The organism is Oceanicaulis sp. UBA6590, from assembly GCF_002433705.1.
Lineage (GTDB): Bacteria > Pseudomonadota > Alphaproteobacteria > Caulobacterales > Maricaulaceae > Oceanicaulis.
Window position 1 is genome coordinate 1 of sequence record NZ_DJIQ01000030.1, and the last position, 23,652, is coordinate 23,652.

Annotated in this window: 27 protein-coding genes; 13 read left to right on the forward strand and 14 right to left on the reverse strand. The window is 64.4% G+C overall.

What is annotated here, in order from left to right:
- Positions 1–111: 111 nt before the first annotated feature.
- Together B2Z70_RS06710 and B2Z70_RS06715 are read right to left on the reverse strand one after the other, a co-directional pair.
- A complete protein-coding gene (locus B2Z70_RS06710) occupies positions 112–738 on the reverse strand; it encodes a P-loop NTPase family protein (protein ID WP_162010955.1) in 627 nt (208 codons plus the stop codon).
- Between the two features lie 56 nt (positions 739–794).
- Entirely contained in the window at positions 795–2,291 is a 1,497-nt protein-coding gene (locus tag B2Z70_RS06715) for a GumC family protein (protein WP_292982084.1), read from the reverse strand.
- Between the two features lie 82 nt (positions 2,292–2,373).
- Here B2Z70_RS06715 and B2Z70_RS06720 point away from each other — a divergent pair, with 82 nt between their 5' ends.
- Positions 2,374–3,105: a polysaccharide biosynthesis/export family protein gene (locus tag B2Z70_RS06720; protein ID WP_292982085.1), complete on the forward strand. Its 732-nt coding sequence runs from the start codon at positions 2,374–2,376 to the stop codon at positions 3,103–3,105.
- A 57-nt stretch (positions 3,106–3,162) separates the two neighbouring features.
- On the opposite strand, the gene B2Z70_RS06725 is transcribed toward B2Z70_RS06720, so the two are convergent.
- From B2Z70_RS06725 to B2Z70_RS06735, 3 genes are all read right to left on the reverse strand, one after another.
- Positions 3,163–3,435, reverse strand: coding sequence for an SEL1-like repeat protein (locus B2Z70_RS06725; RefSeq protein ID WP_009800700.1), 273 nt, complete (start codon positions 3,433–3,435; stop codon positions 3,163–3,165).
- 174 nt (positions 3,436–3,609) lie between these two features.
- Positions 3,610–5,109: a hypothetical protein gene (locus tag B2Z70_RS06730; protein ID WP_292982086.1), complete on the reverse strand. Its 1,500-nt coding sequence runs from the start codon at positions 5,107–5,109 to the stop codon at positions 3,610–3,612.
- 72 nt (positions 5,110–5,181) lie between these two features.
- On the reverse strand, positions 5,182–5,907 hold the full coding sequence (locus B2Z70_RS06735; RefSeq protein ID WP_009800698.1) for a glutathione S-transferase N-terminal domain-containing protein: 726 nt from the start codon (positions 5,905–5,907) through the stop codon (positions 5,182–5,184).
- Positions 5,908–6,021: 114 nt separating this feature from the next.
- Between B2Z70_RS06735 and B2Z70_RS06740 the strand changes: the two genes are divergently transcribed.
- The 5 genes from B2Z70_RS06740 (at position 6,022) to B2Z70_RS06760 (ending at position 9,163) form a co-directional block, all read left to right on the forward strand.
- The gene (locus B2Z70_RS06740) at positions 6,022–6,981 is read left to right on the forward strand and encodes an isopenicillin N synthase family dioxygenase (RefSeq protein WP_292982087.1); all 960 of its coding nucleotides are present in this window, start codon (positions 6,022–6,024) and stop codon (positions 6,979–6,981) included.
- Positions 6,978–7,406: a hypothetical protein gene (locus B2Z70_RS06745; RefSeq protein WP_292982088.1), complete on the forward strand. Its 429-nt coding sequence runs from the start codon at positions 6,978–6,980 to the stop codon at positions 7,404–7,406. The genes B2Z70_RS06740 and B2Z70_RS06745 overlap by 4 nt, the downstream gene beginning before the upstream one ends.
- 44 nt (positions 7,407–7,450) lie before the next feature.
- The gene (locus B2Z70_RS06750; RefSeq protein WP_292982089.1) at positions 7,451–7,900 is read left to right on the forward strand and encodes a hypothetical protein; all 450 of its coding nucleotides are present in this window, start codon (positions 7,451–7,453) and stop codon (positions 7,898–7,900) included.
- On the forward strand, positions 7,897–8,112 hold the full coding sequence (locus B2Z70_RS06755; RefSeq protein WP_009800694.1) for a helix-turn-helix transcriptional regulator: 216 nt from the start codon (positions 7,897–7,899) through the stop codon (positions 8,110–8,112). The genes B2Z70_RS06750 and B2Z70_RS06755 overlap by 4 nt, the downstream gene beginning before the upstream one ends.
- A gap of 106 nt (positions 8,113–8,218) precedes the next feature.
- The gene (locus tag B2Z70_RS06760) at positions 8,219–9,163 is read left to right on the forward strand and encodes a radical SAM protein (RefSeq protein WP_292982090.1); all 945 of its coding nucleotides are present in this window, start codon (positions 8,219–8,221) and stop codon (positions 9,161–9,163) included.
- A gap of 1 nt (position 9,164) precedes the next feature.
- On the opposite strand, the gene B2Z70_RS06765 is transcribed toward B2Z70_RS06760, so the two are convergent.
- The 8 genes from B2Z70_RS06765 to gatC form a co-directional block, all read right to left on the reverse strand.
- Positions 9,165–10,109 (reverse strand): DUF6624 domain-containing protein, encoded by a 945-nt coding sequence (locus B2Z70_RS06765; RefSeq protein WP_292982091.1) that lies wholly within the window; start codon positions 10,107–10,109, stop codon positions 9,165–9,167.
- 31 nt (positions 10,110–10,140) lie between these two features.
- Positions 10,141–11,547, reverse strand: coding sequence for a mechanosensitive ion channel family protein (locus B2Z70_RS06770; protein WP_292982092.1), 1,407 nt, complete (start codon positions 11,545–11,547; stop codon positions 10,141–10,143).
- Between the two features lie 360 nt (positions 11,548–11,907).
- Positions 11,908–13,404, reverse strand: coding sequence for an Asp-tRNA(Asn)/Glu-tRNA(Gln) amidotransferase subunit GatB (gene gatB / locus B2Z70_RS06775; protein WP_292982093.1), 1,497 nt, complete (start codon positions 13,402–13,404; stop codon positions 11,908–11,910).
- Between the two features lie 36 nt (positions 13,405–13,440).
- Entirely contained in the window at positions 13,441–14,427 is a 987-nt protein-coding gene (locus B2Z70_RS06780; protein ID WP_292982094.1) for an NADPH:quinone reductase, read from the reverse strand.
- The gene (locus B2Z70_RS06785) at positions 14,427–14,672 is read right to left on the reverse strand and encodes a hypothetical protein (RefSeq protein WP_292982095.1); all 246 of its coding nucleotides are present in this window, start codon (positions 14,670–14,672) and stop codon (positions 14,427–14,429) included. Before B2Z70_RS06785 ends, B2Z70_RS06780 begins: the two co-directional genes overlap by 1 nt.
- Positions 14,672–14,965, reverse strand: coding sequence for a hypothetical protein (locus B2Z70_RS06790; RefSeq protein ID WP_292982096.1), 294 nt, complete (start codon positions 14,963–14,965; stop codon positions 14,672–14,674). The genes B2Z70_RS06785 and B2Z70_RS06790 overlap by 1 nt, the downstream gene beginning before the upstream one ends.
- On the reverse strand, positions 14,962–16,443 hold the full coding sequence (gatA, locus tag B2Z70_RS06795; RefSeq protein ID WP_292982097.1) for an Asp-tRNA(Asn)/Glu-tRNA(Gln) amidotransferase subunit GatA: 1,482 nt from the start codon (positions 16,441–16,443) through the stop codon (positions 14,962–14,964). The genes B2Z70_RS06790 and gatA overlap by 4 nt, the downstream gene beginning before the upstream one ends.
- A gap of 6 nt (positions 16,444–16,449) precedes the next feature.
- Positions 16,450–16,737, reverse strand: a complete 288-nt coding sequence (gene gatC / locus B2Z70_RS06800) for an Asp-tRNA(Asn)/Glu-tRNA(Gln) amidotransferase subunit GatC (RefSeq protein WP_009800686.1) — start codon at positions 16,735–16,737, stop codon at positions 16,450–16,452.
- Between the two features lie 123 nt (positions 16,738–16,860).
- Between gatC and ruvX the strand changes: the two genes are divergently transcribed.
- The 7 genes from ruvX to dprA all read left to right on the forward strand — a co-directional run bounded on the left by ruvX (position 16,861) and on the right by dprA (position 23,237).
- Complete coding sequence (ruvX, locus tag B2Z70_RS06805) at positions 16,861–17,349, forward strand: Holliday junction resolvase RuvX (protein WP_292982098.1); 489 nt, start codon at positions 16,861–16,863, stop codon at positions 17,347–17,349.
- Positions 17,346–18,266, forward strand: coding sequence for an AEC family transporter (locus B2Z70_RS06810; protein WP_292982099.1), 921 nt, complete (start codon positions 17,346–17,348; stop codon positions 18,264–18,266). The genes ruvX and B2Z70_RS06810 overlap by 4 nt, the downstream gene beginning before the upstream one ends.
- A complete protein-coding gene (locus B2Z70_RS06815) occupies positions 18,263–19,177 on the forward strand; it encodes an AEC family transporter (protein WP_292982100.1) in 915 nt (304 codons plus the stop codon). The genes B2Z70_RS06810 and B2Z70_RS06815 overlap by 4 nt, the downstream gene beginning before the upstream one ends.
- A gap of 79 nt (positions 19,178–19,256) precedes the next feature.
- Positions 19,257–20,261, forward strand: a complete 1,005-nt coding sequence (locus B2Z70_RS06820) for an aspartate carbamoyltransferase catalytic subunit (protein WP_292982101.1) — start codon at positions 19,257–19,259, stop codon at positions 20,259–20,261.
- Positions 20,258–21,523: a dihydroorotase gene (locus B2Z70_RS06825; protein ID WP_292982102.1), complete on the forward strand. Its 1,266-nt coding sequence runs from the start codon at positions 20,258–20,260 to the stop codon at positions 21,521–21,523. Before B2Z70_RS06820 ends, B2Z70_RS06825 begins: the two co-directional genes overlap by 4 nt.
- Positions 21,523–22,122 carry a glycerol-3-phosphate 1-O-acyltransferase PlsY gene (gene plsY, locus B2Z70_RS06830; RefSeq protein WP_292982103.1) on the forward strand — a complete coding sequence of 200 codons (600 nt, stop codon included), beginning with the start codon at positions 21,523–21,525 and terminating at the stop codon, positions 22,120–22,122. Before B2Z70_RS06825 ends, plsY begins: the two co-directional genes overlap by 1 nt.
- Positions 22,119–23,237: a DNA-processing protein DprA gene (gene dprA / locus B2Z70_RS06835; RefSeq protein ID WP_292982104.1), complete on the forward strand. Its 1,119-nt coding sequence runs from the start codon at positions 22,119–22,121 to the stop codon at positions 23,235–23,237. The genes plsY and dprA overlap by 4 nt, the downstream gene beginning before the upstream one ends.
- Here dprA and B2Z70_RS06840 read toward each other — a convergent pair.
- Positions 23,234–23,521, reverse strand: coding sequence for a hypothetical protein (locus B2Z70_RS06840; RefSeq protein WP_292982105.1), 288 nt, complete (start codon positions 23,519–23,521; stop codon positions 23,234–23,236). The two genes, dprA and B2Z70_RS06840, sit on opposite strands and share 4 nt — an antisense overlap.
- Positions 23,522–23,652 lie beyond the last annotated feature (131 nt).

Below are 23,652 nucleotides of genomic sequence, written 5' to 3' on the forward strand. Positions count from 1 at the left end.
GCGCACTCGAGAACAGGAAGATGACCAGCACCGCGAGCGCGGTCTCCAGCGTTTGCGCGAAGCGGAACCGGGGCAGATAGCCCCGCCAGCGATCCGCCAGGGCGAAGGCGCTCACGCCGCCGTCGCAGACCGGGCGCGATTGACCACCACGCCCCAGACCTGCGCTCCCAGCTCGCGCAACTGCTCCGCCATGGCTTCACAGCGCTCGCGACCGTCCGTACGGGCGTTCGCGACCAGAATGACGCCGTCCATGTTCGGAGCCACCAGAGGAATGGCGGCGCTCTGATAGGAGGCGTCCACCAGCGTCAGGCCTGCGCTGCGACGCGCCTGCATCCAGTAGTCGGGCGCATCCAGGAAGGTCAGGCTGCGCACCTGTCCCGGCTGGCGCTCGAACCGGCTGACATAGATCGGCTGGTCCTCGACCCGGCGCAGCGCGACTCGCCCGGCATTGTCCGGCACGGTGCGCCAGAAGCGGCGGCCCGACAACGCGCCGGAATAGGCCTTGCCATTCAGCCGGAAGGCGTCCGATTGAGGATTGTTCTTGAAATCAAGGTCATAGAGCCAGACGGGCTTGACGCCGCGCTGCACGGAGGCGCGCGCGAGGCCCGATGCGATTGTCGAGGCGCCGGCGTTGACGCTGACCGGAACAACCATAACCGCACGCGCATGGGCGCCCTGCGGCGCCAAGCGCCGGGCCAAGCCGTCCAGTTCCACCTCGATGCTCATACGCACAGCCACGCCTGTTTACCCAACAGACAGATGTATGCGTGAATGGTTAACGGAGCCCTGTCAGATCAGCGCGTCTCGCTAACCCGGGCCAGCACGGGCAAGCGGGTCCGCGATCGTGAGCGGGTCGGCTCGGACGCATCCGGGTCGGGCTGTGGCTCCGAACGGGAATTGTGAGTTGGCGATGGCGTTTGCGGCGCCGGGCTGCGCGGCGCAGGCTCAGGCGCATCACGCAGTGTGATGACATAGCCGCGGATCAGGCCCAGCAACAAGGCGACTCCTCCCGCCAGAACGCCCACCGCCATCACGGCGAGCTTGCGCTTGGAGGAGGCCTGCACCGGCGGCGTTGCGCGGGACACGATGCGGATGGCGTCCGCTCCGCCCGGCGGCATTTCACGGCGCGCCATGGCGTCCGCAGCCTGCACCGACAACTGATCAGCGGCTGCAGACCGCGCGGCCACGGCCCGCGTCAGGCGGTCATAATCAGATTGCAGGGCGCGCAGCCGGTCCACTTCAGCCCGGGCGTCCCGCAACTGCGAATTCAGCGAGGAGGCCAGCCGGGCCTGCCCAGCCGCGTTGGATTCCTGCTGCAGGCGAGAGGACTCAAGCTCTTGCCAGATCGGATTCACACCCGTGCGGCGCTGGCCCTGACTATTGGCGCGACCTTCCTCGACAAAGCGCTCCAGCGCTTCGATCTCGCGCTGCACGGCAATGACAGGCGGCGCGTCCGGCTGATAGCGCGCCATCAGCCCGGCCTGGCGGACCTGCAAGTCGAGAAGCTGGCCCGTAACCGAGTTTTCGACATAAAGTTCAATCGTCTGCGGGATATTCTGGAGACGGTCTTCAAGCGCTTGCGCCAAGGCGCGCGCCTGAGCGGCGTCTGCCTCAGCCGCCAGCTTGCGCCCCTGAATGTCCGCCAGGCGGCCAAGCGCCGAGTTCAGTTCGGTCTCGAAATCGGTGATGTCGTTGTCTGACATGAACAGGCGCAACGCCATCTGTGCGGCGCGCGCATCCCGCTCCGCCGCATCCAGACGGGCCTGCACGCCGCCTTCGTATCCGCCCGTCAGAAGTTCCACACGATAGCGCAGATAGGCGTCGACAATGGCGTTCACGGTATTCGCCGCCACTACCGGATCGGGATTCTTGAAGGTGGCGATCAGGAAGCTTGCGTTCGGAGCCCGCGAGACGCCAAAGCCCTCGCCCAGCGTCTTGAGCTGTTCGGGATCGGCGCTGCCTGTCAATTCGATCAGCATGCGCCGTTTGACTTCCTCGGACGCCAGCAGATCCGCTTCGGACTGCATGATCTGGTCAAACATGAACTCGCCGCCCGCCCCGGCGGCGCCCGGTGTCAGGTCTTCATCATCCATGATCACCAGCAAACGGCTGCCCGCGGTGTAGGTCGGGGTCAGGCTCAGATAGGCCGCGATCGCTAGCGGGATGAAAATCAGAAACGTAATCAGGATGATGAACAGACGTTGCGTCCATGCGATCGCGACCAGATCCACAAGATCCAGTTCGCGCCGCGCCCGCCCGTCGGCGGAGGAGTCTGAAGGCGTTGACGTCATAGGTGCATCTGGCGCGATTGCGCTTAATTTTTCCTTAGCCGCAGCCTTTCATGGTGAAGATCTGATTAGGGGAGTTTCCGCGATGGCTGCGCCAACACGTCGGTCTGTCTTGTCCGCTTTGGGCGTCCTGGCCCTGGGCGCCTGCGCCAGCACGCCGCAACAGGGCGCGGGAAACAGCTTTGAACCGAGCCGGTTCCAGACCTGGTCGGAAGGCGATCCGGCCTATCGCCTGTTCCCCGGCGACGAGGTTGAAGTCACGGTGCATACGGCGGACGAGCTGAACCGGACGCTGGCGGTCGGACCTGATGGTCGCGTCAGCCTGCCCCTGGCGGGTTCGGTCATGGTGGCTCAGATGACAGGGCCCCAGGCGGCGCGCGCGATTGCCGATCGCTATGCCCGCGTGCTGCTTGATCCGATCGTGGAGGTGCGGCCGGTCACCTACGGCGCCCAGCAGATCCTGGTCGGCGGCGAGGTTCGCAGCCCCGGCGTCTATGAAATGATCAGCCCGCGCATGGGCGTGATGGAAGCGCTCACCCTTGCCGGCGGCGCCAATAATCGCGCGCGTCTGCGTCAGGTGGTCGTCCTGCGCCGCGCAGAAGATGGCGGCGTGATGATGCGCACGGTCGACATTCGCAACGCCCAGAGGGGCGCGCCCACGGACATCATTCCGCTGGCTCGACACGACATCGTCTTTGCGCCCCGCACAACAATCGCTGAAATCAACGATTTTACAGAGCTTTATATTCGAAACATCCTGCCGCTCGACAACGCGTTCGCTTACGCACTCGCCGATCAGGTGTTCAATTCGAACTAGAGGGATGCAGACGGATCGAGCCTGTCGCTTCTGACGGCGATCATGGCTCGATCGGTCCTAGTGCCGGGTCGACAGCCACTCGCGGGCGGCCGTCAGGGCGGCGGCGATCTGTTCGCCATCCATCTCGGCGGCGACTTCGCTGCGATAGTATTTGGCGGTGTCCGAACCCATCAGAGAGGCCAGGTTGAACCATTTGTGCGCCTCGACGTAATCGATCACGCCGCACTGGCCAGTCGAATACAGAAGGCCCAGCTTGCACAGATCCTCGCCCGTCGGGTCCATTTTGACCGCGTCGTGAACTTGCGCCGTTTCCACGTCAGTGAAAGCCATTTTAGTCTTCCCATCGTTGGCGGAGGGCCGGACTTTCCGTCCGTGTCGCCTCCGCATCCCACCATGCACCCGATGCCTTTTCATTGGCCCGTTGTGCACGATCAGAATGCGCACGATGTCTGACTACAGGGTTAAAGAGTCTCAAGAATAACGTCGATTAACCCTTTAATTCCGTTAGAGATTCCTACCCAAAATTAACCGGCTGACTTTTCCGTCGAGCCGTTCCAGCGCCCCTGGAGCGCCGCCTGAACGTCGTAAGCGCCCATGAATCAAAACGATTCCCAGAAGCAGCATCGCCAGAACGAACTGAAGACCGGCGAGCCAGAACTCGGGCGCGCCCGGATCGGGTCGAAAAAAATTTTTCACTCGCCCCAGCTCGATCAGACGCGCCTCGAGCAGGATGCGCCCCGCCAGCAATCGTCCGTCAGAAATGTTGCTGACCCGCGCGAGCGCGTGCACATCATCCTCTTGCCGAAGAAGATCGGAGGTTCTCAGGGCGACCAGCGCGCCCTCAGCCCGGCGTATCCCGTCATAGGCCTCGAACCAGCGCTGCTGCGCCTCCAGGTCCAGTCCGGCGGCCTGCCGGAATTCCGACCTCGCCTGCCCGCAGGCGGACACACAGGTTTCCGGACGCGCATAATACCGATCCGCATCGGCCAATACGGGCATCAGCGCCGTCAGCAACCGCATCTCCGGCGCGCGTGACGGCGCTCCGAGCATCAACCTGTCGAGCCAGTCGCCCTGCAGCCGCCCAGCCGCACGCGCCGCCAGCGCCAGACGCACAGGCGTGGGCTCGAGCGCCGGATCATGAAGCGAGAGCGCCAAAGCCGCCTGCACGGGATCCGCAGCAGGAAAGACAAGCCCGGTTCGCTCACAGGCCGGCACGCGCTGTTGCTGAGCCTGAGCAAGGGCGCAGCCCTGAACAATCACTTCGCGGGCATCGGGGAGCACAGGCGGAATGCGCCCGCGATCCGGCGCCATGACGCCCGGAAGGGCCGCCAGATTGATCGCCAGCCCGTCTGGTCTCAGAAACCAGTCTTCCGCATCACGCAGGCTTCTGCCGTAAAGCGCCTGGGCGCGGTCAAACCGACGCCGGATCGTGGGCGGCGCTTCCACAAGCCAGACCGGCGCCGGGCCAGGAGGCGCGATTTGGCGGCGCGCCTCAAGCACGCCGCTGATGATTTGCTGACGCCGCCAGACCGGCATGGCGACGAGATCGGCCTGCATCAGCTCGGGCCGGCGATCCTGTCGCATCAGATAGAGGGCCAGGGATTCCCGCCCCATCAGCGCGGGCAGGCTGTTTGCGAAACTTTCCGCGCGCAACAGGTCAGGGCCGCCGGCCTGTCCGGGCCGGAGAGCCAGGTCGAGTTCAGCGCGCCACAGCGTCAGGACATCCGCGTCCGATTGTTCTCCTGCTGCGTTCTGAAGGGCCGTCTCGAAACGTTGCCCCAGCGGCGGGGCGGGACGGAAGGCGTCGACCGGGGCGGCGCCCAGGCCGCGATACATCCAGAAGACCGCACCCGATAGCAACACGACAAACAGGGCTGGACGGGCAAGCGCGAAGAGTGTGCGCCAGATCAGATAGAGCGCCACGCGCCAACGCTCGACAAGCCAGGGCGAGCGCGCGCCATAGCGTTCGCTATAGGTGCGAGACGGTGCTGTCTCAACCCTCATCAGTCTTCCCCCTGCCCTCGCCTCTCAAACTAGAGGGCGGAAGCGACAGGGGAAAGCCTGATTCACGTTGCGTTAGGATTTGGCGCGCTGGCCAAACAGGACATCGCGCGCCTTCTTCATCTCCTCGCTGTCGTCTGCGAGAGATTTGAACAGGTCCTTGCCCACAGCGCGGCCGGTCTTCACCGCCTCGCGCGCGCCGACGCGCTCATGCCAGGCTTTCAGACGCGGGAACTCGTCGAGATTCTGGCCCTGACCTTCAGGCAGGATCCAGGGCCAGGCCGCCATGTCGGCGATGGAGTAGAAATCGCCCGCCAGATACTCACGGTTTTCCAGATCACGCTCGATCACGCCATAAAGCCGGTGCACCTCGTTGGTGTAACGGGTCTTGCCGTACTCGAGCTTGGTTTCATCGGGCTCGATCTTCAGCGCATAGGTGCGGAAATGGTGCGCCTGGCCGCACATTGGGCCCAGCCCGCCCATCTGCCAGAACAGCCATTCCTCGACCGCGGTCTGTTCGCGCAGGTTCGAGCCATAGAACTGGCCGGTCTTGCGTGCGAGGTATTGCAGGATAGCGCCGCTTTCGAACACCGAGATCGGCTCGCCGTCCGGACCTTCAGGGTCGATGATCGCGGGCATGCGATTGTTGGGGCTGATTTTCAGGAAGTCCGGCTCGAACTGTTCGCCCAGCCCGATATTGACCGGCTTGAGCTCATAGGGCAGGCCCATTTCCTCAAGGGCGATACTGACTTTCCAACCGTTCGGGGTCGGCCAGTAATAGAGTTCGATCGGCTTGCTCATGGGTGTCTCCCTGCCCTGAAAATCGGCTGTGAACGCCCTATGTCGGCGCCTGCGACCATACGTTCAAGACATAGCATCTTCACGAGCCCGCGAGGGAGCGCTAAAGAGCCCGCCATGACCGATATCATTTTGACCGACCAGACCCTCGAGCCGGTGTCCTTCAAGCTCGCCGGAGAGAATCCCGAAGCCTTCGCCCGCGATCTGGGCGCCAGCTTCCGTGAAACCGGCTTTGCGGTGATCAGCGATCACCCTGTAGATCAGGACGTGATTGATCGCGCCCTGGAGGACGCCAAGGCCTTCTTCGCGCTGCCCGACGCCACCAAGCGCGCCTACGCCATTGAAAACGGCGGCGGCCAGCGCGGCTATACGCCCTTTGGCACCGAAAACGCCAAGGGCATGGACCAGAAGGACCTCAAGGAATTCTGGCACCATGGCCGGAACTTGCCCGAGGGCCACAAGTATTCCGACGTGATGCCGCCGAATGTCCCGGTGACGGAAATCCCCCGTTTCGACGAGAGCATCCAGGCGCTCTACGCCGCGCTCGATGAAATGGGCGCCGTGCTTCTGAAGGCCCTGGCCAGGGATCTGGGCCTTGAGGAGAGCTGGTTCTCCAAGACCGTGAATGACGGCAACTCCATTCTGCGCCTGCTGCACTATCCGCCCATCGACGGCGATCCCTCCGGCGTCCGGGCGGGTGCGCATGAAGACATCAACGTCATCACGCTGTTGCTGGGCGCCGAAGAAGCGGGTCTGCAGGTCAAGACCAAGACGGGCGCCTGGCTGCCAATCCAGCCGCCGCCCGGCGCGCTGGTGATCAATATCGGCGACATGCTGCAGCGTCTGACGAACCATGTGTATCCCTCCACGACGCATCGCGTGGTCAATCCGTCCAGGGAGCGCATGGGCTTCTCACGCTATTCCACGCCCTTCTTCCTGCACTTCAATCCCGACTTCCTGATCGAAACCCTGCCCGGCTGCATCAGCGAGGAGCGCCCCAACCGGTACCCCGAACCGATGACCGCGCACGAATACCTGCTGGAACGCCTGCGTGAAATCGGGCTGATCAAGACGTGACCGATCCCGCGCTCAAGACCTCCCTCGCCCGACGGACCCGGTTGTTCACGCGCCTGTTCGGCGTCGGGTTCGCGGGCTGGCAGGCAGGCGAGGCCCTGATCGCCTTCGGTCTGATCGGGGTCGGCTTCTCCGTGTCCGGCATCGGCATGGGGCTGACCATTGTGGGCCTGATATTGCTGGCGGGGACGGTCCTGCACGCACGCAAGGCCAAGGCGTTCGACATTTTCCGCTCCGAGGCGATCGGACCGGCCTCGCGCAGCGCCCTCATCGCGCTCGGCGTGGCGATGGCGATCTCCGCTGCTCTCATTGGACTCGCCCAGGCGCCGCAATCGCCGCTGATCGATCTCATGATCGCGGCGCCGGTGCTGGCGTTTTGCCTGCATTTTGCACAGGCCTTCAAGGCGGACCTCGACGAGGCGTCCTGACTGCGCAATGTTACCTCAAGGTGACATAGCGCAAGAGAGACGTCATGGATCAGCTCGAAGCCCTCAACGCCCGCATGCGAGTCTGCCTGCTGTGTCAGGCCGCTGGTTTTTTCGCCTGGCAAGCCGGCGGAGGGGTCGCCGCGTCAGAGCAGATGCCGGCATCCCTCTCTGCAACCGGCCTTGTCGTCAGCCTGCTTGGCTTCGGGCTCTGGCTGGTGACGATCAGTGTGTATTTCATGAATGCCAGACGCGCCTACAAGAGCGTCGGCTATGACGTCATAAATGACGAATGGGCGCGCGATGTGCGCCGTCGCGCCGCTGAAGCCGCGTTCTGGGTGATCACCCTGTGCACCGTGCTCGCCATGACGCTCAGCAATTTCGGTGTCGAGGGCGCATTGCTGCTCAAGATCCTGACCGGACTGTCCGTTTCCAGCTTCTTCGTTGCTACGGTCCTGTATGATCGCCGCGGAGAAGGTGAAGAGGACGCAGCATGAGCCGGAGCGGGCTGGAGAACGCGATGAAGGCGTTGCGCGCCGAAGCGGGCCTGACCCAGGCCGATCTGGCGGCTCGGGTGGGCGTCACCCGCAAGACCATCAATACTGTCGAGAACGGGGTCTTCACCCCGTCCGCCCTGCTGGCGCTGAAGATCGCCCGCGCCCTGGGTCAGCCGGTCGAGCAGGTCTTCTGGCTCAGCGATGAGGCATGAGCCCATCCGAACACGACGCAGACACATCCTCTTGAGCGTGATTGCCGGGCCCCCCGCCCTGCCCTAGCTTCGCAAGCCTCAGCAAAGCTTTTGACTCGGACCGTACATGCCTGACGCTTCAGCGCCCCTTCTGAAATTCACAGACCCTGTCACCACCGCCAAGGGCGAACGCCGGGCGGCCGTAGGGTTCGATACGCTCAAGACGCTGTGGTTCAACACCGGCACGCTCTGCAATATCGAGTGCAAGAACTGCTACATCCTCAGCTCGCCCACCAATGACGCCCTCGTCTATCTGAGCGAGACGGATGTGGTCTCCTATCTCGATGAGATCGATGCGCTCGGCTTCGGCACGGTGGAGATCGGCTTTACCGGCGGCGAGCCCTTCATGAACCCGGACATGGTCCGCCTGATGGAAGTCTCGCTCGAGCGCGGCCATCGCGTGCTGGTGCTGACGAACGCCATGAAGCCGATGATGCGGCCGCGGGTTCAGGAGGGGCTTCTCGACCTTCAGGCGCGCTATGGCGACCGGATCGAGATGCGCCTGAGCCTGGATCACTACACGCGCAAAAATCACGACGCCGAACGCGGCGCGGGCGGCTTTGACGCCACCGTCGAGGGGATGCAATGGCTGGCCGAACACGGTTTCACGCTCAGCGCAGCCGGCCGCTCGCTCTGGAACGAGACCGACGCCGAAGCGCGCGCGGGCTTCAGGACGCTGTTTGACGGGCTGGGCGTGGATATCCCGTCTGAAGACCCGTCCCGCCTCGTGATCTTCCCCGAAATGGATGAAGCCGGCGATCCGCCCGAGATCACCACCGCCTGCTGGGGTATTCTCGACAAGAGCCCCAAGGACATCATGTGCGCCAGCCAGCGCATGGTGATCAAGCGCCGCGGCGCGGAGCGACCCAGCGTCATCGCCTGCACGCTGCTGCCCTATGAAGACGAGTTCGAGCTGGCCGAGACGCTGGAAGCCAGCCTCAAGCCTGTCAGCCTGAACCACAAATACTGCGCCCAGTTCTGCGTGCTGGGCGGGGCGAGCTGCTCGGCGTGAACTAGAACTCGTCGCGAAGAGCTGCGCCCAACCGCCTCTGACAGGCCCGGTCGTGTATCTCGCGCGCGACTTCCAGCGGCTCCAATCCGATCTCGGCGCGTTCTTGTCGGGCCCGTTCAAGGTCGACAGGCTGACTGTAAGACCAACGCCCGCGCACACATTGGCCTTGCGTGGCGTAAATCTGAGGCTGGCGTTCGGCCACACGCACCCGATCTGTCAGAAAGGCTTGAGCGCGTCTCTGATAAAGCGCGTCCCCGAACGTCGTTGAAGCCTCCATCAAGGCAATCACATCACGTTGAAACGATGCGGATGCATGCTGGACAAGGTCTGCACGTGCGGGAGCATCCTCGCCATAGATCAGCGTCATAAGGCGCTGCGGATCCGCCATCAGGTGACGCAAATAGTTCCCGTTCGCCCGGTCCGACTTGCACAGTCCGCGGTACAGCACGTTCAGCTCGAACTCCGCCGCGAACCCACTCAAAGCCGGATCGCGCGGTTCCAGCATCAGATCTCGCCAGAACTGATCACGAATGATCGCAGCATCCAGCTCGCTCGGAGCGGCTTGCAGACGACGATCAAGCTCTGCTTGCGCACTTTGATAGAGTGCAACGCCCTGATCGTGTGCTGCTTCATAAGATGCGAGGTCAGGCGCACGTTTCGCGAGCTGAACGCCGCCCAGCACCGCTGTCATCTCACACCCGGCCTGCTCGATATCAAGCCGAGCGCCTTCCCGCACATTCTCAGGCGCGACCTGAAGGCTGACCGCGCGTTCAAGAGCGCCAAGGCGCTCCCAGCCAGTGACCTCATCGCCCGCCTCAAACCGGATTGCGCCGTAATCATAGGTGACAGGATCCAGCTCACCGGAGAGGAGTTGATCGGCGAGCGGCTCTATTGGCTGTGCGGTCTCAAGCAAGAACACAGGGGCGATTACAGTTACCCACACCATCACAAGGGCTCCCTTGCCTCATATGCTCGGCCTAGTCGGCGTCGGATTTGTCCTCGGACTTTGCCTCGATCGTCTCCGTCGCATCCGCCTGTAGCGCCTTCGCCCGCTCCGGCAGGGACTTCACATAGAGATCCATTTGCGGGAACGGAATCTCGATGCCGTCCTCGTGCAGGACTTCCCACAGGGCGAGATAGACATCCGAACGCACATTCGCCTGGCCATTCTGCGGATCGCGTATCCAGAAGCGCAGGTCGAAATTCACCGAGGAGTCGCCGAACTCCATGACATTGCAGACCGGCTCACGCTCGGACACCACCCGGTCGACGGTCTTCGCCGCTTCTATGGCGAGGGCCTGCACCTTCTTCAGGTCCCGCGTGCCATAGGAGACGCCAAAGGGCGCGTGCAGGCGCACGATATGGTCGGATTTGGACCAGTTGGTGACGCCGTTATTGATGAAATGGTCGTTCGGCAGCAGCATTTCGGTGCCGTCGCGGGTGCGGATCGACACATAACGCGCCTGCATGCCGGTCACCCAGCCGAACTGGCCGTCCACCTCGATGGCGTCGCCGGGCTTGATCGACTTGTCCGCCAGCAGCGTGAAGCCGGCTGCGAAATTGGATACGGTCTTCTGCAGACCCAGACCGACGCCAATGCCGACAGCGCCGGAGAAGATGGCCAGCGTAGCGAGGTTAAAGCCCGTCATCTGCAGAGCAATCAGCAGCGCCAGCACGGGCAAGAGCACGCCGAGGACCTTGGAGATCAACGCGCTGAGCGCCGGGGAAATCTCGTCTGATTGCTGAAGCTGCTTGTCTATGGCCCGCCCGGCGAAGCTCGCCACCGAGAACAGAAGGCCGAAATAGATCATCGTGCGCAGCACATCGAACAGGCTGAGCTGGACGGGTTCGCCCTCACTGGTTTCCCCCAGCGGGATGGCCAAGGCCTGAAGCTGGGCGATGACATCATCGAGCAGCCCGAACACATCGAGCGCCGCCACAGGCCAGGCGATGTAGAACGCCACCGCCGACCAGAAATGCGATCGGATCACCAGCGTCACCGCCCGGATGATCAGCCAGGCGCTCATCAGGCTGATCGCCGCGCTGACAATGGCCACGGGGCGGTCGAGCGCCCCCAGCCCCACCCGGATCACGGTGAGCACCAGATAGAGCGCCAGAGGCGTCATCAGCTCGAGCGCCGCCGTCAGCAGGCGTCGCCACAGGCCGGTCTTGATGCGCGATTTGGTCTGGGCGTGGATGAAGTTGCGCAGGCGCGGCCCGAACAGCAATGCGGGCACGAACGCCGCCACGATCAGCGCCAGCTGCAGCGCATTGTCGATATTGAGGGCCGAGACCTGGATCCAGTCCCAGATGGCTTCCGCGCGCGAGCGCAGCTCATCAACCGGGACAATATCAGCAAGGGCGGAGTCAGGCTGTTGGGTCATGCCGCCACGTTAGCGCGTTCGCCGGGCGTGTCACCAGAGAGGGTGTGGAGAGCTGCAAACTTCTCGACCCTATAATTCTGATCGACAATTGACCTCTTTCCCGGCGAAGGCCGGGACCCAGAGATCATCATATGCTCACGTTCAGCGGCTCTGGGCACCCGGCCTTCGCCGGGGAAGAGTAATAAATAGAGAGCTGAATTCCCAGGCGAGCGGAGCGAAGACCCGGGACCTCTGTCCGCTCAAGGCGCCCTATTCTGCGCGAGGCCCCGGCTCGGCGCTGCGCTTGGCCGGGGTTTCATCCCAAACAAAAAACCCCGGAGCCAGGCTCCGGGGTTTTGTCATTCAGCTTTGACGAAACGCCTAGCCCAGAAGTTTCTTGGCGAGGATTTCGTTGACGGCTTGCGGGTTCGCCTTGCCGCCCATTTCCTTCATCACCTGGCCCACGAACCAGCCCATGGTCTTGGGCTTGTCCTTGACCTTCTCGGCCTGATCAGGGTTCGCCGCGATCAGATCGTCGATGACCTTCTCGATGGCGCCGGTATCGGTCACCTGCTTCATGCCCCGCTCGTCGACGATCTTGGCCGGGTCGCCGCCTTCGGCCCAGACGATCTCGAACACGTCCTTGGCGATCTTGCCAGAAATGGTCTTGTCCATGATCAGCGAGACGATGCCGCCCAGCTGTTCGGGGCTGACCGGGCTCTCGGTGATGCCGAGGCCTTCCTTGTTCAGACGGCCAAAGAGCTCGTTATTGACCCAGTTCGCAGCCAGTTTCGGATCACGGCCTTCGAGCACTTTCTCGAAATAGTCCGCGCGATCCTTGTCAGCCGCCAGAACCGAGGCGTCGTATTCCGACAGGCCCAGCTCCTCGACGAAACGCTTGCGCTTTTCGGCGGGCAGTTCGGGCAGGTTCGCCTTCAGATCGGCGATAAAGCTGTCTTCCAGAACCAGCGGCAGCAGGTCGGGGTCCGGGAAATAGCGATAGTCGTGCGCTTCTTCTTTCGAACGCATGGAGCGGGTCACGCCGGCATTGGCGTCGAACAGGCGGGTTTCCTGATCGATGGTTCCGCCCTCTTCCAGGATATCCACCTGACGCTGGGCCTCGTACTCGATGGCCTGCATGATGAAGCGCAGCGAGTTGACGTTCTTGATCTCGCAGCGCGTGCCCAAATGCTCGAACGAGCCGGTCTCGATGAATTTCTCGTACTGGCCCGGACGGCAGACCGACACGTTCACGTCGGCGCGCATCTGACCCTTTTCCATGTCGCCGCCGCAGGTGTCGAGATAGCGCAGGATGGTGCGCAGGGTGCGCACATAGGCCGCCGCATCGCCGGGCGTGCGGATATGCGGGCGGGACACGATTTCCATCAGCGCCACGCCGGAGCGGTTCAGGTCCACATAGGTTGCGGTCGGATCAAGATCGTGGATCGACTTGCCGGCGTCCTGCTCCAGGTGCAGGCGCTCGATGCCCACGGTGAACAGGGTTCCGTCATCGCGTTCGCACTCGATCTCGCCCTCACCCACGATCGGATGGGCGAACTGGCTGATCTGATAGCCTTGCGGCAGATCCGGGTAGAAATAGTTCTTCCGGTCAAAGCGCGAGAAGGCGTTGATCTGGGCGTTCAGCCCCAGACCCGTACGCACCGCTTGCGCCACACAGGCTTCGTTGATCACCGGCAGCATGCCGGGCATGCCCGCATCCACCAGGGAGACTTGCGTGTTGGGTTCTGCGCCAAAGGCCGTCGCCGCGCCGGAGAACAGCTTGGCATTGGATTTGACCTGGGCGTGCACCTCAAGCCCCATGACGAGTTCCCAATCGCCTGTGGCGCCTTTGATCACGTAGGTGTGCTCGCTGCTCATCGCGGTCTTCTCTATCTCAACTGAACAGGCGCATCTTCACGCAGGGGTGACGATGACGCTCCCGATTTTGTCTCCGGCCTCCACCCGTTTATGGGCGTCGGCGCAATCTTCCAAGGCATATACGCTGTCGATGCGCGGTTTAAGCGCGCCTTCGGCCAGCGCACGGGTCACATCCTGAACGGCTGAGGCCCGTTGGGCCGGGGTGAGCGTGTAGACGAACACGCTCTGAAATCCGGCGTTCTTGAACATCAGATCATAGAACGGCAATTCGGGCGTCTTCTCCCCCTCGCTGCCATAGCTGGCGATCAGGCCGTGCGGACGTATCAGCGCGACAGACGCCGCCAGATTGCCGCCGAACTCCACCTCGACGATGTGATCAACGCCCTCGCCTTCGGTCATGGCCTCGATCGCCTCGACCACGTCCTGCTGGCGATAATTCACCACCTCGTCCGCGCCCGCGTCCAGCGCGGCTTCGGCCTTTTCCGGACCCGACACCGTGGTGATGACCTTGCCCGCACCCATCCATTTGGCGAGCTGGATCGCCTGAAGGCCCACAGCCCCCGCGCCGCCGGTGACCAGCAGTGTCCTGCCTGTGACCGGGCCATTGGCCGTCAGCGCGCGATGGGCCGTCAGGGCGGAAATGCCCAGCGCCGCGCCTTCTTCAAAGCTCACCGTATCCGGCAGCGCGCCAGTAAACTCGACGGGCACGACGCAGATCTCGGCGCAGGTCCCGCCAGCACGCTTGAAGGCGGCGTTGAAGACAAACACCCGCTCGCCAATGCGGGCCGGGTCCACGCCCTCGCCGACGGCGCGGATGACGCCGGCGCCATCGGAATGCGGGATCTGCCGCGCCACGCTCATCGGCGCGCGCAGACCGGCGCGGGTCTTCACATCGGATGGATTGACGCCCGACGCCTTGATGAACACCGCCACCTCGCCCGGGCCGGGCGTTGGGTCGGGGCGCTCGCCCAGCGTCAGCACATCGTCCGCCGCGCCTTGAGCCTCATACCAGATCGCTCGCATCAGGACGCCTCCCCGGTCGAGGAATCGCTGGCGGGCGCATCCGGGGATTTGCTCGCCATGTCATCGAGCGAGCGCTTGAGCCGGGTGAAGAAGATGGTGTTCATCACACCGATTGCGCCCGTAACCAGTAGCGTGATCCCCACCGCCATCTGCACGCCGCCCTCACCCAGCCGCCCGGACGCGAGCAGCGCGCCCAGAATGGCGACCAGGCCGAAGCCGATCATGAGGAGGCGGGGTAGCGGCATTAGTCTTTTGATCCATCCCAGGTTTTTGAACTGACGTGCAACCAGAGAACCCACAAAAAGGCGATAGCAAAGCAAAGTCCGGATAAAATCAGCAAGCAACCGGAGAGAATATATTGGCTGGAAGCAATCCCGAACCTTTCAAGCCTGGTGACGATCCAGCTGCCTTCCTCACCAGAAGCCAACAGCAATCCAAGCCCCCCGAAAACCGGCCAGATAAAAAGGAAAAATCTGACCGGATGGTCGCCCAAGCCCTTGGGTAACAGCTCAGCGAGGGTCGAGGATAGTTGGCTCACCCCCACCACTGCTCCGGCTTGGCCGTGAAGCCTGCAGCCTGTTCCAGCGCGCCGCCGACGGCGAACATGGTTTCCTCGTCCAGCGCCTTGGTGATGACCTGAAGGCCCAGCGGCAGACCGTTCTTGTCCAGACCCGCCGGAACGCTCATCGCCGGGATGCCGGCGATATTGGCGGTCACGGTGAAGATGTCATTGAGATACATCTCGATCGGGTCCGCATCGGCTTTCGACCCAATGCCAAAGGCCGCGCTCGGCGTGGTGGGCGTCAGAATGGCGTCCACGCCTTCAAAGGCGGCGTTGAAATCCTCAAGGATCTTGCGGCGCACCTTCAGGGCCTTGAGGTAGTACGCATCGTAATAGCCCGCGCTCAGCACATAGGTGCCGATCAGGATGCGGCGCTGAACCTCGTCGCCAAAGCCCTGACCGCGCGTCTTCTCATAGGTGTCGATCAGGTCTTCACCCTCGACGCGCTGACCAAAGCGCATGCCGTCATAGCGCGCGAGGTTCGAGGAGGCTTCCGCCGGGGCGATGATGTAGTAGGCCGGCAGGGCGTATTTGGTCATCGGCAGGGAAATCTCGACGATCTCCGCGCCCTGCTCCTTGAGCCATTGGGCGCCCTTCTCCCACAACGCATCAATGTCGGACGGCATGCCGTCGACGCGATACTCTTTCGGGATGCCGATCTTCAGACCCTTCACGCCGCGGCCGACAGCCGAGACCATGTCCGGAACCGCGCCCGGATAGGAGGTGGAATCCTTGGGATCATGGCCCGACATCACCTGGGTGAGCAGCGCCGTGTCCTTCACCGTCTTGCCGAACGGGCCCGGATGGTCGAGCGAGCTTGCGAACGCCACAACGCCCCAGCGCGAACAGCGGCCATAAGTGGGTTTCGCGCCCACAAGGCCGGTGAACGCCGCCGGCTGGCGGATCGAGCCGCCGGTGTCGGTGCCGGTCGCGCCATAGGAAATGCCGGCCGCCAGCGCCGCCGCAGAGCCGCCCGAGCTGCCGCCCGGAACCAGATTTTCGGTGGAGCCCTTGGCGCGCCAGGGGTTGATCACCGGACCCGAAGCGGCGGTTTCGTTGGAGGACCCCATGGCGAATTCGTCCATGGAGGTCTTGCCGAAGAACACCGCACCCGCATCCCAGAGCTTGCCGGTGACGGTGGATTCGTAACGCGGCTTGAAGCCTTTGAGGATGTTCGAGCTCGCGGCGGTCTCAACGCCGTAAACGCCGAACAAGTCCTTGATCGCGATCGGCGCGCCCTCAAGTAGACCGGCCTCGCCCTTGGCGCGGCGGGCGTCAGAGGCTTGCGCCATCTCTTTCGCCTTGTCGCCGTCGATGAAGGTGAAGCAGTTGAGCGCGCCTTGCGCCGCTTCCGCCGCCTTGACCGTCGCTTCGGCAACCTCGACCGCCGAGAAGTCCTTCTTCTCAAGGCCCTCGAGCACATCAAACAAAGAGAGCTGGGTAAACTCGGTCATCTGCGCTTACTCCACGCTCTTGGGCACAACGAAGAAGCCTTCTTCGGCTTTCGGGGCGTTGGCCAGAATATCGTCGCGCTTGCCGCCATCGGTGATCTCGTCCGCGCGCAGGGGCAACGGGGTCTGGACCGGCGTGGTCATCGGCTCGACGCCCGTGACATCAACCTCATTGAGCTGCTCGACCCAGTCGAGAATGCCATTGAGTTCATTGGTGAGCGAATCGAGACGGTCAGCCGGCTCGGCGATGCGGGCCAGACGCGCAATGCGCCGGACATCGTCTTGGGTCACAGACATGGGCAGGTCTCCGGATGGGAGGGCAAGGCTAAGCGCTCTGCGTACCAACGCCGGTGCTGCGGCGCAAGATTGTGACGGAGTCCGGCTCTTCCCTTGCGCGGTTCAGAGGCCTAAACGGAAGCCATGCTGTTTCTCGATCCCGCCCTGCTCCCCCAAGGCCCGCTGATGGCCATTGATCCCGGCACGAAAACGCTGGGCGTGGCGGTGTCCAATACCGATCGAACTTTGGTCACGCCCCTGACCACCATCCAGCGCGAGAAATTCACCCAGGACGCCCAGGCGCTGCTCAAGCTCTATGACGAGCGCGCCTGCGTGGGCCTGATTGTCGGCCTGCCGCTGCACATGCATGGCGGGGATGGCCGCCGGGCGCAGTCTTCGCGCTCCTTCGTGACGAACCTTCTACGGCTGCGGGATCTGCCTGTCGCCTATCAGGACGAACGCCTGAGCACCTTTGCGGCGACCGAGTCGCTGATCGAGGCGGGCGTGAAGCCGTCCCACCGCAAGGACTTTGTCGATGCCCAGGCCGCGGCGGTGATTCTGGAAAGCGCCATCGGCCGCATCAATCAGGGCGTCACCCATACGCCCCTCGCCCCGGACGATCCGATCTCATGAACGCCGTCGCGAGCGCCCTGATCCCCATTTTCGGCGTGATCGCGCTCGGCTGGGCCATGCGGCGCTCAGGCCTGGTGCGCAAGGAATTGTGGCTGGGCGTGAACCGGCTCAGCTATCAGGCGCTGCTGCCCTCGCTATTGTTCTCGACCATTTCCCGCGCCGATTATGCGGGCCTGCCCGCCGGCTCCTTCCTCATCGCGGTGACCCTGGGCTTTGTGGTGATGGGGGCGCTCTGCCTCGCCCTCAAACCCCTGCCCGTTCCGGGTCCTGCCTATACCAGCCTCTTTCAGGGCGGCGTGCGCTGGAACGGCTTCGTGCTGCTGGCGCTCGCCGGAACCGCCTTCGGAACCGAGGGCAATGCGCTGGCCGCCCTGGTCTTCGCGCCCACCGTCCCGCTGATCAATGTGATGTGCGTGGTGGTGCTGACGATCTGGGGGACAAGCGACGTCAAACCTGACGCCCGCCGCGTCGGCATGCGCATCGTCACCAATCCGCTGATCATCGCCTGCCTTCTGGGCGCAGCGTGCAATGCGCTCGGCCTGTTCCAGACCGGCCCTGTGGCCGACACCGCGGCCCTCGCCGGTCGCGCCGCCCTGCCGCTGATCCTGATGGCCATTGGCGCGGGACTCGACTTCTCCGCACTCAAGGCGCGCCCCAAGCTGTTGATGCTGTCGGTCAGCCTCAAGCTGATCATCGCGCCGCTTGTTTTCATCGTGCTCGGGCGCCTGTTCGGGGTTGAGGGCGTGGCGCTGGCGCTTCTGGCCGCCATCGGCTCCACGCCGGGGGCCGCCGCCGCCTATGTGCTGGCGGCCGAGCTGGGCGGGGATGCGCGTTTGATGGCCGGGCATGTGACCGCCACCACGCTTCTGGCCTTCCTCGCCATGCCCTTCTGGATCTGGACCACCAGCTTTCTATGACACAGATCATCCTCTCTGCCTTCCTGCCGGTCTTCCTGATCATCGTCCTCGGGTATGGCGTGCGCGCGCTGGGCTATATCCCACGCGAGCACTGGCGCGGCGTGAATGCGCTGAACCATCGCCTGCTGTTGCCGAGCTTCCTGTTCGCCCTGCTGGCGCAGGCGCAGTTTGACGGCGGGCAAAGCCTGACGCTGGCGGGCGTCTCCGCGCTCGGCTCCTTCATCATGATCGCGCTGGCGCTTGTTCTGGGCCGGATGATCAGTCCTTCAGGCCGCATCACGGCGCCCATGATCGCCAGCGCCGTGATGTGGAACATCGTCCTCTCCCTCGCCCTGGCTGACCGCCTGCTCGGCGACACGATCGCTAGCGCGGGCGCAGCGGTGTCCGCCACCGGCGTCATCATTGGCGCCGCCGCCGCCGTGGCCAGTTTCGCCCTGACGTCAGGACGCGGCCTGCAAGCAGCATTGATCAAGACCGCCAAAGACCCGGTGGTGCTCGCCTGCGTGCTGGGCCTTGCTGCGAATCTGAGCGGGCTGGGCCGCATCGCCTTCCTGGTCGGTCCCATCGAGATGATCGGCGCGGGCTCCATGGCGGTGATCCTGCTGTCCATGGGCGCAGGTCTGGATTTCAAGGCGCTGAAGGGCCGACTGACGGTATTGTTGTCCGCGGCGCTGCTGCGCACCTGCGTGGGGCCGGTGGTCTATCTCGGTCTGGCGCTGGCCTTTGGCTTCTCGGGTGATTTCGCGGTGCTGATGGCGATCGCCGGCGCCGCGCCGGCGGCCGCGTTCATCTACGCCGTCGCCGCGGACTTTGACGGCGAGGCCGGACTGACGGCGGGCATGATCACGCTGACCGTGCTCACCAGCGTCATCACCCTGCCCGTGGCCGCGGCGATCGCGCTGTCGCTCTGAAGGACTACGACACCGTTCAGCTTGCCCCAACCGATGTGCGCGCCTATACCGCCGCAAACGCATTTCGGGAGGCGCTTTGATGGAGCGTACAGGCTTCGCCTACGATTTTCCCCATGACAGCCTGTTGAGCGTCGGGGATCTCAACCCGCTCGACGTGCAGATGATTTTCGAGCGCGCCCGGCATCATTTCGACAAGGCGCGGCTCGGCGAGAAAGCGGGCAACAGCCTCAAAGGCCTGACCCAGATCAATCTCTTCTTCGAGAACTCGACCCGCACGCTCGCCAGCTTCGAGATCGCCGCCAAGCGCCTCGGCGCCGACGTGGTGAACTTCGCCGCCGGCAGCGCCTCGATCTCCAAGGGCGAGAGCCTTGACGACACCGCCCTGACCCTTGCGGCCATGCGCCCGGACGTGCTGGTGGTGCGCCACAAGGCGGCGGGCGCGGCAGCCCATTTCGCCCGCATCACCGGCCTTCCGACCGTCAATGCCGGCGATGGCGCCCATGAACACCCGACGCAGGCGCTTCTTGACGCCTTCACCCTGACCCGCCGCTGGGGCGAGGTCGGCGGTCGCCGCATCCTGATCGTCGGCGACATCCTGCATTCTCGGGTCGCCCGCTCGAACGTGTCGCTCCTGAACCTGCTCAACGCCGAGGTGCGCCTGTGCGGCCCGGCGACCCTGCTGCCCGCCGATGCGGATCGCTGGGGCGTCACGGTGTTTCATGATCTCGACGTGGCGCTCGAAGGCTGTGACGCGGTCATGGCGCTGCGCATCCAGAAAGAGCGCATGACCGGCGGTCTGATCCCGTCTGATCGCGAATACGCCGCGCTCTGGGGCCTCAACGAAGCGCGCCTCGAACGCGCCGCCCCAGATTGTCTCGTGATGCATCCGGGGCCGATGAACCGGGGCGTGGAGATTGACGGCGCGCTGGCGGACGACCCCGAACGCGCCCTGATCCTCGAGCAGGTGGAAAGCGGCGTCGCGGTGCGCTCCGCCATCCTCGAGCTGATCACGGGTCGCGCGCCCAATTCCACGATTGCGGACATGCGCAACCATGACGCCGATGGTCTGGGAGACGGGGCATGATGCTGTTTGAAAACGCCCGCCTGATCGATCCGGCGTCTGGCCGCGACGAGTTCGGCGCCCTGCGTGTGCGCGACGGCCTGATCGAGGAGATCGGTCCCGATCTCGTGGCGCACGACGACGAGCAGGTGATCGATGTGAAGGGCGCGGTCCTCGCGCCGGCCCTCATCGACATGCGCTGCACGGCCGATCCTGCTTCAACCGGCGCCCGCGGTGTTGATGCCGCGGCCCGCGCGGCGGCGGCCGGCGGCGTCGCGACGCTGGTGCTCTCGCCTGAAAGCGGCGGCGGGTTCCGCACCCCTGAAGACATTGCGGCGGTGAACGCGGCGGCGCTCACGAGCGCTGTCCGGCTCTATGCGGCCGGGCTCTGCGTCAGCTCACCTGAGGACATGGCCGAGATCGGTCTGATGCTGCGCGCCGGCGCGCTGTATCTGGGGGATGGCGGCCAGCCGGTGTCCGATACGCGCCTGGCGCGCCGGGTTCTGGCTTACGCGGGCGGGTTTGACGCCTGGGTCAGCCTGCGTCCGGAAGATCACGGCCTCAGCCGCGGCACGCTGGCGACCGAGAGTGATCTCTCCATGCGCCTGGGCCTGCCCTCACGGCCTGCGCAATCGGAAGCCATGGCGCTCAAGCGCGACGCATCACTGGCTGCCCTAACCGGTGCGCGCCTGATCTTCGACCGCGTCACCACGCGCGAGGCGCTCGACGCCGTTCGCGGGGCCCGCTCAGACGGTCTGGAAGTCGCTGTGACGGTTCCGGTGAGCCATCTCAGCTTCAACGAGATGGATACCGGCGGTCTGGACCCGCGCTACCGGCTGGAGCCGCCCCTGCGCAGCGAAAACGACCGTCAGGCGCTGATCGATGCGCTGAGCGAGGGCCGTATCGACGCGGTGGTGTCTGACCACATCGCCCTGACCAACGAATCCAAGGCCCATCCCTTCCCCGAAGCTGCGCCCGGCTCCGCCACGCTGGAAGCCCTGCTGCCTGTTCTGTGCGGACTGGCTGAAGAGGGGCGCATGAGCCTCGCTGAAGCGCTGCGCCCGGTGACCTCCGGCCCGGCGGACATTCTTGGCCTCGAACAGGGACGACTTGAAGAGGGCGCGCCGGCGGACCTTGTGGCGTTCGACCCCCGCGCCCCCTTCGTCTATGGCCGCGGCGCCCTGCAATGCCGCGCGCCAAGCGCCTTTTCCGGGCGCCGCCTGTTCGGTCGCACCTTGATCACGGTCGCGGAAGGCGCGATTATCCATCAACTGGAAGATGAGTAATGATGTTTGATCCCTGGTTCGCGGCGGCGCTGGTCGTCGGCTATGTGTTCGGTTCGATCCCGTTCGGCCTGCTGCTGACCAAGCTGGCCGGGCTTGGGGATATTCGCGCCATCGGCTCGGGCAATATCGGCGCGACCAATGTGCTGCGCACAGGCCGCAAGGATCTGGCGCTCGCCACGCTCATCCTCGACTCAGGCAAGGCGGGTTTCGCCTGCCTGCTTTTCACCTATTTCGCCAATCCCACGGCGGGCCTGATTGCGGGCGGCGCGGCCTTCTTTGGCCATTGCTTCCCGGTCTGGCTGAAGTTCAAGGGCGGCAAGGGCGTGGCGACCTTTCTCGGGGTGCTGCTGGCCGCCCACTTCCCCGTCGGGGCCCTGACCTGTTTTGTCTGGCTGGGCATGGCGCTGATGCTGCGCATGTCATCCCTGTCCGCGCTCACTGCAGCCCTCGCCGCCCCGGCTCTGGCCTATGCCTTCGGCCGTGAGGACGTCGCCATTCTCGCGCTCTTCCTCGCCGCGCTGCTCTACTGGCGGCATCAGGAGAATATCGGCCGCATCCTCAAGGGTGAGGAACCCAAAATCGGGGCCAAGAAGACGTGACGCGCCGGTCCCTCTCCCCGACCGAGCGCGTGGACTGGCTTCGCCTGTCGCGCACCTCGGGGGGTGGACCTGTCACCTTCGCCAAGCTGATCGAGCGCTTCGAAACCGCCAGTCGCGCCATTGACGCCCTGCCGGACCTTTCAAAGCGCGGCGGCCGCGCCAAGCCGCTGAAGGCGATCGCCCGCGATCAGGCCGAGGACGAGCTGGCCGACATAGAAAACTTTGGCGCGCGCCTGTTGTGCGCCTGTGAGGCGGAGTTTCCCTCAGATCTGGCGGCCCTTGATCCACCACCGCCGGTGATCACGGTCAAAGGCCCACTCTTGCTCTCAGACAAGCCGGTCTGCGCCATGGTCGGCGCGCGCAACGCGTCCGCCGCGGGATTGCGCTTTGCAGGCGATCTGGCGCGGGGCCTGGGAGAACGCGGCGTTCTGATCGCCTCGGGGCTGGCGCGGGGCATAGACGGCGCCGCCCATGCCGCCAGCCTTGAAACCGGGACCATCGCCGTGCTGGCCGGCGGTCTCACCTCGATCTACCCGCCCGAGCACGAGGCGCTCTATCACGCCATCTCCGAACAGGGCCTGCTGGTGAGCGAGAGCCCGCCCCGCTACAGCCCGCAGGCGCGCGACTTCCCGCGTCGCAACCGTTTGATCTCGGGGCTCTCCCTGGGCGTTCTGGTCGTGGAGGCGGCGGAGCGCTCGGGCTCGCTCATTACAGCGCGCTATGCGCTGGAGCAGAACCGCGAAGTCATGGCGGTTCCGGGCTCGCCCCTGGATCCCCGCGCCCGCGGCTCGAACCGCCTCCTTCAGGATGGCGCAGCGCTGATCCAGGGCGTGGAGGATGTCATCGACATCCTGTCCGGCGCGCGCCGCCCGAAACTCGAGGAACCCTCAGGCGCAGACTTTGAAGACGAGTTCGAGGATGCGCGCGCACTCGATGAGGCCGTGTCCGACATTCGCGAGCGCATCGCCGGGCTGCTGTCCCCCACCCCTGTCTCCCGCGACGAACTGGCGCGGCTGACCCGGGCGCCAGCGCGCGTCGTCCTGGCGGCGCTTGTGGAACTGGAACTGGCGGGCCGGTGTGAGATCTGGCCCAACGGCATGGTCTGCAGCGACTAGGTTCGCGGGCCGCCGCTACGGGGTCGGCCATCGGGAAAGAAGGGGAACAAGGCAGCCGGATCCGCATCCGGATTGGTCAGGGGCGGCTTTCGGGTCACTTGCCGGCATTCCTGTTCAATCACATGCGCTGCTGTCGCCAGCATGACGGAGGAATTGCTCAGATCCGCCCTGTGCGCGAAATGGGACAGTGCGGCGAGCATCTCGACAAGATAGCCCGCGGCTTCCTGGGTGGTCTTCTCGCGAAAGGCGGGATCGTCAGAAGCGCCGGTGGGGGACTTGGCCATAATCGTTTTGATTGCTCTTTGAACAACTCTGCGGGGAGCCGTATACCTGTGCTCGCTTTCTGGCAAGCGTCAGCCCCATGTTGACAGGGTGATGAACTATCCCCACCTTCCGCCGCCATTGACCGGACCAG

Excerpts from the sequence above, each read along its gene's own strand:
- B2Z70_RS06720 (WP_292982085.1), top strand. The coding sequence starts at position 2,374 with ATGGCTGCGCCAACACGTCGGTCTGTCTTGTCCGCTTTGGGCGTCCTG.
- B2Z70_RS06770 (WP_292982092.1), bottom strand. The coding sequence starts at position 11,547 with ATGACCCAACAGCCTGACTCCGCCCTTGCTGATATTGTCCCGGTTGAT.
- B2Z70_RS06725 (WP_009800700.1), bottom strand. The coding sequence starts at position 3,435 with ATGGCTTTCACTGACGTGGAAACGGCGCAAGTTCACGACGCGGTCAAA.
- B2Z70_RS06825 (WP_292982102.1), top strand. The coding sequence starts at position 20,258 with ATGATGCTGTTTGAAAACGCCCGCCTGATCGATCCGGCGTCTGGCCGC.
- B2Z70_RS06815 (WP_292982100.1), top strand. The coding sequence starts at position 18,263 with ATGACACAGATCATCCTCTCTGCCTTCCTGCCGGTCTTCCTGATCATC.
- B2Z70_RS06750 (WP_292982089.1), top strand. The coding sequence starts at position 7,451 with ATGGATCAGCTCGAAGCCCTCAACGCCCGCATGCGAGTCTGCCTGCTG.
- B2Z70_RS06715 (WP_292982084.1), bottom strand. The coding sequence starts at position 2,291 with ATGACGTCAACGCCTTCAGACTCCTCCGCCGACGGGCGGGCGCGGCGC.
- gatA (WP_292982097.1), bottom strand. The coding sequence starts at position 16,443 with ATGACCGAGTTTACCCAGCTCTCTTTGTTTGATGTGCTCGAGGGCCTT.
- ruvX (WP_292982098.1), top strand. The coding sequence starts at position 16,861 with ATGCTGTTTCTCGATCCCGCCCTGCTCCCCCAAGGCCCGCTGATGGCC.
- B2Z70_RS06765 (WP_292982091.1), bottom strand. The coding sequence starts at position 10,109 with ATGGTGTGGGTAACTGTAATCGCCCCTGTGTTCTTGCTTGAGACCGCA.
- B2Z70_RS06760 (WP_292982090.1), top strand. The coding sequence starts at position 8,219 with ATGCCTGACGCTTCAGCGCCCCTTCTGAAATTCACAGACCCTGTCACC.
- B2Z70_RS06730 (WP_292982086.1), bottom strand. The coding sequence starts at position 5,109 with ATGAGGGTTGAGACAGCACCGTCTCGCACCTATAGCGAACGCTATGGC.
- plsY (WP_292982103.1), top strand. The coding sequence starts at position 21,523 with ATGATGTTTGATCCCTGGTTCGCGGCGGCGCTGGTCGTCGGCTATGTG.
- B2Z70_RS06780 (WP_292982094.1), bottom strand. The coding sequence starts at position 14,427 with ATGCGAGCGATCTGGTATGAGGCTCAAGGCGCGGCGGACGATGTGCTG.
- B2Z70_RS06755 (WP_009800694.1), top strand. The coding sequence starts at position 7,897 with ATGAGCCGGAGCGGGCTGGAGAACGCGATGAAGGCGTTGCGCGCCGAA.
- B2Z70_RS06735 (WP_009800698.1), bottom strand. The coding sequence starts at position 5,907 with ATGAGCAAGCCGATCGAACTCTATTACTGGCCGACCCCGAACGGTTGG.
- B2Z70_RS06785 (WP_292982095.1), bottom strand. The coding sequence starts at position 14,672 with ATGCCGCTACCCCGCCTCCTCATGATCGGCTTCGGCCTGGTCGCCATT.
- B2Z70_RS06810 (WP_292982099.1), top strand. The coding sequence starts at position 17,346 with ATGAACGCCGTCGCGAGCGCCCTGATCCCCATTTTCGGCGTGATCGCG.
- B2Z70_RS06820 (WP_292982101.1), top strand. The coding sequence starts at position 19,257 with ATGGAGCGTACAGGCTTCGCCTACGATTTTCCCCATGACAGCCTGTTG.
- B2Z70_RS06740 (WP_292982087.1), top strand. The coding sequence starts at position 6,022 with ATGACCGATATCATTTTGACCGACCAGACCCTCGAGCCGGTGTCCTTC.
- B2Z70_RS06840 (WP_292982105.1), bottom strand. The coding sequence starts at position 23,521 with ATGGCCAAGTCCCCCACCGGCGCTTCTGACGATCCCGCCTTTCGCGAG.
- gatB (WP_292982093.1), bottom strand. The coding sequence starts at position 13,404 with ATGAGCAGCGAGCACACCTACGTGATCAAAGGCGCCACAGGCGATTGG.
- gatC (WP_009800686.1), bottom strand. The coding sequence starts at position 16,737 with ATGTCTGTGACCCAAGACGATGTCCGGCGCATTGCGCGTCTGGCCCGC.